The sequence below is a fragment of the Nonomuraea zeae genome (assembly GCF_005889725.1).
Lineage (GTDB): Bacteria > Actinomycetota > Actinomycetes > Streptosporangiales > Streptosporangiaceae > Nonomuraea > Nonomuraea zeae.
Genome location: NZ_VCKX01000389.1, coordinates 1 through 10003, shown reverse-complemented (window position 1 = coordinate 10003; position 10003 = coordinate 1). Strand labels below are relative to the sequence as shown.

The following is a 10003-nucleotide window of genomic DNA, read 5'->3' as shown; positions in this document are numbered from 1 at the left end:
CGCCCACCCGGATCCCGAGCTCGAACGGCGTCAGGTCGGCCTCCTTCCTGATCGTCGACTGCCACAGCACGAACATGAACGGCACCAGCAGGTCGGCCGCCTCCCCCGAGAGCCCGTGCGCCCGGCCCGTGCCCTGGCGGATGTCCCACGAGTGCACCGCGTAGTCCATGAGCTGCCCGGCCGCGTAGAAGTAGGCGGGCAGCGGTCCCATGTAGTAGTGCGGGACGGTCAGCCCCGCCCACTCGTCCTCGCCGAGGTCGCGCAGGATCGCCCGCATCCGCTCGAAGTCCGTTTTGAGCCGGTCGAGCAGCTCCTTCTGCGGGATCCCGCGCAGCGCCACGGCCTGCTCGTTGACCCGGGCCCCCATCCCGGGCAGCCCGTACGCCGCCCCGGGGTCGCCGCCGCCGCGGGCTACGTCGAAGCCGGCGAAATACCCTTCCGTCGTGTCGACGATGTGCGCGACCACGTCGCGCGTCGTCCAGCCCGGGCAGGCAGTCGGAGCCTCCCAGGCCTCCTCGGGCTCGGCCAGCGCGAACAGCCGCTCGGCCTCCTCCGCCACGACTCGCAGGATGGTGTCCTTTCCCGCGTACGAGGTGGCATCCCATTCGTTCATGCCGTTCACCTCCTACGGCGAACGACAGACCTCGACGGTTTAAATGTCAATATTCCCGGCAGAGAGAATCCCCTGGGCGGTGGCGACGCCCAGGGGATGACCCGATTCACGCGCAGGTGTACCCGGAGGCCGTCTGCGTGTTGCCGTTCGGGCGGCTGACCTGGAAGCCGAAGGTGGTGCTCGCGTTCGGCGCGAGGTTGCCGTTGTAGCTCGCGTTCCTGGCGGTGACGGTCTGCCCGCTGACGGTCACGACCGCGTTCCACGACCCGCTCAGCGTGTGGCCGGCGGGCAGGGTGAGGGTGACCGTCCAGCCGGTGATGGCGGACGTGCCGGTGTTGGTGACGGTCACGGGCTGGACGACGTACCCGTTGTTCCACTGGTTCTGCACGGTGCCCACCGCTGTGCAGCCGCCGGGGCCGCCTCCGCCCGCGGTCGTGGTGAACGTGGCCAGGGCCGAGTTCGCCGACACGTTCCCCGCTCCGTCACGGGCGCGGACGTACACCTGGTACTGGGTCGAGGCGCTCAGCCCGGTGAGCGAGATCGAGTTGGTGGTGCTCTGCCCGAGCAACTGGTCGGTGGCGCCCTGCTCGCGGTAGACGTCGTACCCGGCGAGGCCGCTGCCGCCGCTGTCGGTCGAGGCGGTCCACGTCAGCGCGGCCGAGCTGGAGGTGATGCTGCTCGCGCTCGGCGTGCCCGGCGTGGTCGGCGGCGTGGGGTCGGTCGTGGTGCCACCCGCGAGCGCGTCGTGCACGGCGGTGTACGAGGGCTTCTGCGCGTAGCTCTCGTCGTAGATCAGCGCCGCGCCCTGCCCGGGGAACGTGTCGGGCACCCAGGAGTACTTGTCGGTGAAGCCCCAGATCGTCACGCCCGCGCAGGCGGTGACGGCGAGGCACGCGTTGACGACGTTGCGGTAGTAGGTGGCCTGCGTGGCGTCCTTCGTGGCGTCCCTGGGCGTCTGGATGCGCACGTCCAGCTCGGTGATCCGGACCTGGACGCCGAGAGCGGCGAAGCGCTGCAGGTTCTGCTGGAAGTCGCCCGGGAAGCCGTACTGGATGGCCAGGTGGCTCTGGAAGCCCACGCAGTCCACGGGCACGTTCTGCTGGCGCAGCGACGAGACCAGGTTGTAGATCGCGGTGCTCTTGGCGTTGATCCCCTCGGTGTTGTAGTCGTTGATGCACAGCCGCGCGTCGGGGTCGGCGGCGCGGGCGGCGCGGAAGGCGTCGGCGATGTAGCTCTGGCCCAGCGTGTTGTACCAGAACGACGTACGCAGGTTGCCGCTGTCGTCGAAGACCTCGTTCACCACGTCCCACGAGACCACGGTCGCGTTGCTCGCGTAACGGCCGACGACCTGGCTGATGTGGTTCTGCATCGCCGTGCGCATCGCGGTGGCGCTCAGGCCCTGCACCCAGCTCGGCGTCTGGTTGTGCCACACGAGCGTGTGGCCGTGGACCTGCTGGTTGTTCTGCGTGGCGAAGTTGACGATGGCGTCGGCGCCGGAGAAGTTGAACTGGCCCTGGCTGGGCTCGGTGGAGTCCCACTTCATCGCGTTCTCGGCGGTGACCTGATTGAACTCGGTGGCGGCTATGTTGCGATAAGAGGTCTCATTGGACAGCGGGCTGGTGGCGAGCGCCGCACCGATGAACTTGCCCCGGCTCGCCGCGTGCGTGCGCAGGGGCGCGGACGCGTCGGCCGAGGTGGCAGGCAGGAGGAAGGTCGCGAGCACTCCCACCAGGGTGAGGACTCTGACGAACGAGGACGAACGCACGGACATCTACCTCCGGAGGCAGGCACTCGATTCCGAAAGTTTTCGATCCCGGTCGGATCGCACCGCAGACGGTATGGACCGGTAAGTGCACGGTCAATGCCGATCACGGGACGGCGCCAAAGCAGCAGCGTGTGGCCGGAAACTATCGGTCCATAAATGAAACTTTCAGCAGTGCCCGCCGGCCCAGGGCCCGCCGGGGCCCGCTGCGGCACCTGTTTCTCCTGCTCTAGCGCGACGTACCTACCGGTCGGTACTGTGATTTATCCGGAATAATCGTCTATTGCGGGAGTTCTGCGCATGTCCCTTTCGCACGCCCAGGTCCAGGCCCAGCTCACCGGACCCGGCCAGCTTTTCGAGATCGAGGAGATCGGCGACACCGGGGTACGCACGTGGAAGCACGCACCCGCCCACTTCCGCGCCCTGCTGGAGATGAGCAGGTTCCACGGCGACAAGGTCTTCCTCGTCTACGAGGACGAGCACATCACGTTCGAGGACCTTTTCCGCCGGGCCGCCACCCTCGCCAACCGCCTGGTCGACGAGTACGGCGTGCGCAAGGGCGACCGGGTGGCCGTGGCCATGCGCAACTACCCCGAATGGGCGGTCTCCTTCTCGGCGACGCTGGCGGCGGGAGCGATCGCCGTACCGCTGAACGCCTGGTGGACGGAGGCCGAGCTGGCCTACGGCGTGCGCGACTCCGGCGCGAAGGTTTTGATCGCCGACGGTGAGCGGGCGATCAGGCTGGCTTCGACGGGCGTCCCGCTGATCGTCGCCAGGGGCGAGGCGCCGGAGGGGGCGCGCACGTACGAGGACGTGCTGGGCGAGGTCACCGCGGACGTGAAGCTGCCGGACGTCGAGCTGTCCCCCGAGGACCCGGCCACGATCTTCTACACCTCGGGGACGACCGGCAGTCCCAAGGGCGCGCTCGGCAGCCACCGCAACCTGGGCCAGTCCCCCATGACCGTCGCCTACGGCCTCATGCGCGCCACGGCCATGGCGGGCAAGGACATCGCGGCGGCCGCGGGCACCCGCCGGATCACCCTGCTGACCGTCCCCCTGTTCCACGTGACGGGCTGCTTCTCGGCCATGACGACCACCATGTTCAGCGGCGGCGGCCTGGTGCTCATGTACAAGTGGGACCCCGAGCAGGCGCTGCGCCTGATCGAGCGCGAGCAGGTCAGCGCCATGATCGGCGTGCCGACCAACGCCTGGCAGCTGATGTCCCACCCCGACTTCGGCAAGTACGACCTGAGCTCGCTCACCACCCTCGGCTACGGCGGCGCCCCCGCTCCGCCGAAGCTCCTGGAACGCATCACCACGAACCTGCCCAACCGCGCCCCCTCCAACGGCTACGGCATGACCGAGACGACCGCGCTGGCCATCGGCAACGGCGGCGCCGACTACCAGGCCAAGCCCGACAGCATCGGCGTGCCCACGGCCGTGGTCGACGTGCGCGTGGTGGACCCGATGGGCACCGAGCTGCCGCCCGGCGAGGTCGGCGAGCTGTGCGTGCGCGGCCCGAACGTCATCATGGGCTACTGGAACAAGCCGGAGGCGACGGCGCAGACGTTCGTCGGCGGCTGGCTGCACACCGGCGACCTGGCCAAGATCGACGACGAGGGTTTCGTCTACATCGTGGACCGCGCCAAGGACATGGTGATCAGGGGCGGCGAGAACGTCTACTGCGCCGAGGTCGAGGCCGCGCTGTTCGAGCATCCGGCGGTGGACGACGCGGCGGTGATCGGCGTGCCCCATGACGAGCTGGGCGAGGAGGTCGGCGCGGTGATCCGGCTGGCGCCCGGCCAGGCGGTGACGACCGAGGAGCTGCAGGCGTTCCTGACGGACCGGATCGCCAAGTTCAAGATCCCGGTGCGCGTGTGGTTCCGCGACGGCGAGCTGCCCCGCAACCCCGGCGGCAAGATCCTCAAGACGCACCTGCGCAGGGAGGTCCTGGGCGCCTGAACCGCCGTTCCGGGGGTGCGGCGCCGTTACCCGATCGAGCCTTGATCAACTTCTTGGCGGCTCGCTAGGGTTGGGCGCTTCCGCCCGCCTCGCGCCCCCTGGAGCAGCCTCGTGCGCCGATACCGCTTCGGCAGGATCGCGGCCGTCGTCGCGGCGGCCTACCTGCTCGCCGTGCTCGGTCTGGCCGTCTTCGCAGTGGCCGCGGGCGACGTCGGCCCCCTGTGGCGGGTCGTCGCGTACCCGGGCGTCTTCATCGCCGGCGAACTCCGGCCCTGGCCGTGGCTGGTCGGCCTGCTGGTCCTGGTCGCGGTGGTCCAGGCGTGGGCGTACTGGCAGCTGCTGCGCGGCCGGCTGCGCGGCACGCCGGCCGGGCACGGCAGGGAGGCCGGCCTGCTGCGCGCCGCGCTGTACGTGGACGCCGCGGTCACCGTGTTCTACACCCTCGTGATGATCGTCCCGTGGCAGGAGGGGTTCGCCGCAACCCTGTACCCGTGGTCGAGCTTCGTCTTCGTCCTGCTCCAGCTCGCCGTCACGTGGCTGTTCTTCCGGGTGCTCGCCGGCACCACCCCCCTCTGGTTACGGCTCCTCATCCTGGTGACCGGGACGCTGTGCGCGGCCGACAGCCTGATCTCCATCTTCGAGGCCGGCTTCGGGCTGGAGCCGTTCGGCCGGATCGACGCGCTCGCGTGGGCTCGGGAGCTGTCCAGGCCGGCCTGGATGGTGCCGCTCCTGGTCGCCCAGGCGCGCGATCCACGCTGGAGCAGGGCCACCGTGTGGATCGGCGTCGTCATCGTGGCGCTCTCGCTGACGTCCCCCGCGTCGTTCGGTTACTTCTCCTACCGGGCCGCGAACGAGGTGCCCGTCGAGCTGATCGCCTTCGGGCTGCTCAGCAGCATGTCCGTCTTCGGCGTGGTCTGGCAGGCCCGGTCCGCCCACGACCTCGGCAGCCTCCAGCCGCAGAGAGCCCGGCGCCGGCCGGTGAGGGTCCCCGCCGGACGGTGGCCGCTCGCCGTCGTGGCGATCTTGCTCCCGCTGCTCCCCGCCGCCGCGAACCTCACGCGCGGGGTGCCGTTCTGGAGCGGCCCCACGACGGAGGTCTACCTAGCCGTCCACCGGGACGCCGGCAGCGCGTTCTTCCTCCTGTGGTTCGCCCTCGACGTGCTCGTCGGCGTCGGCGCCCCCGCCCTGCTGATCGCGGCGGCCGTCCTGCGCCGCACCCGGCGTTTCGCACGCGTCACGGTCGTGACCCTCCTCGCCGCCGCCGCCCTCGGCGCGGCCGGGGCACTCACCCCCCTCCGGGACAGGGAGCTGCCGTTCGCGGAGGAGCTGCCGCCGTACCCGGCGAGCCTGTTCGCCAAGGACGGCACGCTCGTCTCCGCCGGCATCTCCCCTGCCTGGTACAGCCTCGCGCTCGCCGCCTCCGCCCTCCTCCTGCTCTCCCGGTACGCCGCCCCGCCCGCCGAGCGCCGTCGCCGCCACGTCCTCGTCGCGGCCCTCGCCGGCACCCTCACGCACTGCCTCCTGCCCGCCGCCGACCAGGAATCCGGCCCGATCACCACGGCGGAGGAGTGCAACCCGGCCGACTACCGGCGGCTGCCGGAGGAGGAGCCGGAGCGCATGCCCGAGACGTTCGTCTGCGCGATGCGCGGCGGCCAGGGGAACGGCGTCCTGCCGGAGCTCGCCGCCACCACGCCCGATCACGTCGTCCTGGCGCACGGCCGCCGCCTGTGCGGCGTCTACACCCGCAACGACCCCGCTGAGCTCGCCCGCCTGAAGCTCGACCGCGCCGCCCTCGCCTACTCGATCTCCGGGATCTGCCCCGGCGCGGCGGCCGTCGTGCGGGCGGCGAAGGACGGGCAGGACCGGGAGATGGCCGAGATCGAAGCGGATGGCCGGCGGATGTGCGCCGCCACGCCCCGCCACAAGCCGCTGATCAAGCCCGCCGCCGCCGTCCGGGTCAAGGAACCGCAGTTGACCGACTACGGCGTCATGGAGTCGGTGGAGGCGCCCGAGGACGAGGACTATGACCCCTACTCGGGGGAGCTGCTGGACGAGGCCCAGGACAACGGCCTGGCCGCCGCCCGCCCCGGCCACCTGATGGTGCTGTCGCACTCCGACTTCGACCTCTGCGTCACCCTGGAGACCTACCGGCGCCGCCCGCCGGTGGAGACGAGGGGCTGGGACCACGTCGTCGAGGTCGGCTACGACAGCCCCGGCGGCTCGATCGTGCTCAGCGACGCCGCCGGCGGCACCGAGCTGCCCGACCTCGCGCTCGACGGCCGCGCGGGCCATTACCGCATCCGCGTGCACTACGCGTGGTTCCCCTGGAAGGGCGAAGGGATGGGCGGCCAGCGGCTGCTGATCATGGCGTACCCGGGCCCGGGCGACAGGACGATCACCTACCGCAGGCCCGCCCGCCCCCGCTGACGTCGCCCCGCACGAGTTTCAGATCGCGAAATGCCTGGTCGAGCCCCGTTTCGCCGATCCGCATTACCTAGGGCGTAATCGCGGCACCTACGCGCTGGCTGACATCTTTCAGGTGTCAGAACGCATCACCGAAGGAGCCCGATATGACCGCCCTGACCGTCACCGCCGACCGGACCAAGTTCCTCCGCCTCGCGCTGGCCGCCGACGCGGTCGTCACCGCCGGCAACGGGCTGGTCTACCTCGCCTTCGCCGGCCCGGTGGGCGATCTGCTCGGCCCCGACGCGGCGCTGCTGCGCGGGATCGGCGTCTTCCTCCTCGTGTACGGCGCCGGCGTCGGGCTCCTGGCCGGCCGGCGCGCGATCAGCCCGGCCGGCACCAAGGCCGTGATCGCCCTGAACATCATCTGGACCCTCGCCAGCATCGCCGCCGTCGTCACCGGCGCGGCCGGATTCACCACGCTCGGCGCGATCTGGGCCATCGCCCAGGCTCTGGTCGTCGGCGTGTTCGCCGAGCTCCAGATCACCGGCCTGCGCAAGGCCCGCAGCAGCCAGTAGCGCCCGCGCAAGGCCCGCAGCAGCCAGTAGCGCCCGCGCAAGGCCCGCAGCAGCCAGTAGAACGTCGAACCAAGTAAGGGAGAACCCGTCATGACCCTCGTCGACCGCTACGTCGCCGCCTGGAACGAGACCGACCCCGACGCCCGCGCCAAGGCCGTGGCGGACCTCTGGACCGAGGACGCCACCTACACCGACCCGCTGGCCGACGTGGCCGGCCACCAGGGGATCGCCGCCGTCATCGAAGGCGCCCAGGGGATGTTCCCCGGCCTCGTCTTCACCCCCGGCGACCAGTACGACGCCCACGGCCGCCTCGCCCGCTTCACCTGGCACCTCGGCCCGGCGGGCGGGGAGCCGGTGGCCATCGGCTTCGACGTCGTGGAGCTGGCCGAGGACGGCCGCATCCGCAAGGTCCTCGGCTTCCTGGACCAGGTCCCCGCCGCCTAGCCCCTGATTTCAAGAGTCCCCGGTCATCGGCCGGGGGCTCTTATTCAGTTGCCCCGAACCTCGCATTCACCGGACAATCGACCTTCGTGCCCGCTGGACTGAAACGCCTGCTCCGTAACCTCGCGATCGACGTGAGCCCGTTGCGGGACTCCCGCGACTATCGCCTGCTGTTCTCGTCCGGCGTCATCACGATGTTCGGCACGATGATCACGATGGTCGCGGTGCCGTACCAGATGAAGGAGCTCACCGACTCCTATCTGGCGGTCGGCCTGGTCAGCCTGGCGGAGTTCGTGCCCATGGTCGTGTTCGGCCTGTGGGGCGGCGCGATCGCCGACTCCCTCGACCGCCGCAAGATCATCGTCTGGTGCGAGCTGGGCCTGCTGGCCACCTCGGCGGCCCTCATGATCAACGCGCTGCTGCCCAACCCCCAGGTCTGGGTCCTGTACGTGATCGGCGCCGCCTCCATGGGCATCACCTGCCTGCAGCGCCCGAGCCAGGAGGCCACCTTGCAGCAGGTGGTCCGGCACGACCAGCAGGGCGCGGCGGCGGTCCTGTCGAGCCTGCGCTGGAACTTCGGCGCCATCGTGGCCCCCGCGCTCGGCGGCCTGCTGGTCACTTCGTGGGGCACCGCCGCCGCGTACGCCATCGACACCGCCACCTTCCTGCTGTCCATGCTGCTCCTGTGGCGCATCCGGTCCCTGCCACCCGCCGAGGACGCCGCCCCGGCGTCGCTGCGATCGCTGGTCGAGGGCGTGCGGTACGCGGTGGGCCGCCCCGACCTGATGGGCACGTACCTGGTGGACATCGCGGCGATGGTGTTCGCGATGGCGACGGCGCTGTTCCCCTTCCTGGCCGACGAGCTGCGCGCGCCGCAGGCGCTCGGGCTGCTGTACTCCGCCGGCGCCGTGGGCGCGCTGGTCGCCTCGCTCACCGGCGCCTGGGCGGCCCGCGTGCAGCGCCAGGGCCTCGGCGTGATCGTCGCGGCCGCGCTGTGGGGCGCGGCCGTGGCGTTGGCCGCCCTGGCGCCGAACATCTGGGTCCTGCTCGTCTGCATCGCGTTCGCCGGCGCGGCCGACATGGTCAGCGGCATCTTCCGCATGACCATGTGGAACCAGACGATCCCGCGCGAGCTGCGCGGGCGGCTGGCCGGCATCGAGCTCCTCTCCTACGCCAGCGGCCCGATGCTGGGCAACGCCAGGGCCAGCCTGATGGCCAACTTCGGCGGCACCCGCTTCTCCCTCGGCGCAGGCGGCCTGCTCTGCGTCGCCGCCGTAATGGCGCTGGGGGCGGCACTGCCCAAGTTCCGCGGGTACGACGCGAGAACCGACGAGCACGCCCTGGCCGAGAAGGCCCGCAGGCAGTCAGCCGAAACCACCGAACAGGCCCCCGCCTGACCTGCCCCGCCCTTACCTCCCCTCCGCCTTGGCGAACACCCGCAACGCCTCCGCATCGGAGTAGGTGCTCGTGACGAACTCGCCCACCCACTCCTCGATCCCCTCGAACGCGCTCTCCTCGACCAGCCGCCGACCCACCTCGGCGGCGTCGAGCGGGGTGTTCCGCAGGGAGACCGCCCCGCTCTCGCCGTCGAGCAACGCCCAGTGCGCCCCGGCCCGGCCGTAGGGCATCCCGACCGACCCCGGATTGACGATCAGCACCCGGTCGGCCAGCCGTACGAAGGGCATGTGGGTGTTGCCCACCACCACGGTCGCGGCGCTCTCTCCCGCCAGCACCTCGGCCCACCTCTCCAGCGAGCTGTCGACGAGGATCATCTCCTCGTCGCTGCGCGGCGTGGCATGCACGAACAGCGTCGTCCCCAGCCGGCCCAGCTCGACCACCTGCCGATCGGGCAGCCCGCCCAGCAAGGCGACCTGATCGCCCCGTAACCGCTCACCCGCCCACTGGGAGACCGGATATTCGCTGGTCCGCCCGCCGGCCACCTCGACCAGCTCGCGATCGGCGTTCCCATTGACCCAGAGCGCCCGATCACCCAGCGAGACCAGCGCGTCGAGCGTCTCGACCGGCACCGGCCCGGCCGCCATGTCGCCGGTCAGCACGATCAGATCCGCCGCCACCACGTCGGGCTCGGCCAGCACGGCTTCGAGCGCGGGCAGCACTCCGTGGATGTCGGACAGCACGGCGATACGCATGCCCCCACTCTGCCCTGCCGCCGCCACCCCGGAAGCCCCGTTTCGCAGCCGACGAACAGCCCACGAACAGCCCACGAACCTGTCTCTTATACAC

General features: G+C 70.9%; 8 protein-coding genes. 5 read left to right on the top strand and 3 right to left on the bottom strand.

Annotated elements, in window-relative coordinates; genetic code table 11:
- Together ETD85_RS55910 and ETD85_RS55905 are read right to left on the bottom strand one after the other, a co-directional pair.
- A partial coding sequence (locus ETD85_RS55910) for a maleylpyruvate isomerase family mycothiol-dependent enzyme (protein ID WP_138697982.1) occupies positions 1-613 on the bottom strand: 613 nt, incomplete at its 3' end.
- 106 nt (positions 614-719) lie between these two features.
- Positions 720-2384: an endo-1,4-beta-xylanase gene (locus tag ETD85_RS55905; protein WP_138697981.1), complete on the bottom strand. Its 1665-nt coding sequence runs from the start codon at positions 2382-2384 to the stop codon at positions 720-722.
- Positions 2385-2675: 291 nt separating this feature from the next.
- Between ETD85_RS55905 and ETD85_RS55900 the strand changes: the two genes are divergently transcribed.
- The 5 genes from ETD85_RS55900 to ETD85_RS55880 all read left to right on the top strand — a co-directional run bounded on the left by ETD85_RS55900 (position 2676) and on the right by ETD85_RS55880 (position 9156).
- Positions 2676-4337, top strand: a complete 1662-nt coding sequence (locus ETD85_RS55900) for a class I adenylate-forming enzyme family protein (RefSeq protein WP_138697980.1) — start codon at positions 2676-2678, stop codon at positions 4335-4337.
- Positions 4338-4448: 111 nt separating this feature from the next.
- A complete protein-coding gene (locus ETD85_RS55895) occupies positions 4449-6764 on the top strand; it encodes a hypothetical protein (protein ID WP_138697979.1) in 2316 nt (771 codons plus the stop codon).
- A gap of 143 nt (positions 6765-6907) precedes the next feature.
- The gene (locus ETD85_RS55890; RefSeq protein WP_138697978.1) at positions 6908-7318 is read left to right on the top strand and encodes a hypothetical protein; all 411 of its coding nucleotides are present in this window, start codon (positions 6908-6910) and stop codon (positions 7316-7318) included.
- A 90-nt stretch (positions 7319-7408) separates the two neighbouring features.
- Entirely contained in the window at positions 7409-7762 is a 354-nt protein-coding gene (locus tag ETD85_RS55885) for a nuclear transport factor 2 family protein (protein WP_138697977.1), read from the top strand.
- A gap of 86 nt (positions 7763-7848) precedes the next feature.
- Complete coding sequence (locus tag ETD85_RS55880) at positions 7849-9156, top strand: MFS transporter (RefSeq protein ID WP_138697976.1); 1308 nt, start codon at positions 7849-7851, stop codon at positions 9154-9156.
- A gap of 12 nt (positions 9157-9168) precedes the next feature.
- Here the strand turns inward: ETD85_RS55880 and ETD85_RS55875 are convergent, their stop codons facing one another.
- Positions 9169-9909, bottom strand: a complete 741-nt coding sequence (locus tag ETD85_RS55875) for a metallophosphoesterase family protein (protein WP_138697975.1) — start codon at positions 9907-9909, stop codon at positions 9169-9171.
- Between the last annotated feature and the right edge of the window lie 94 nt (positions 9910-10003).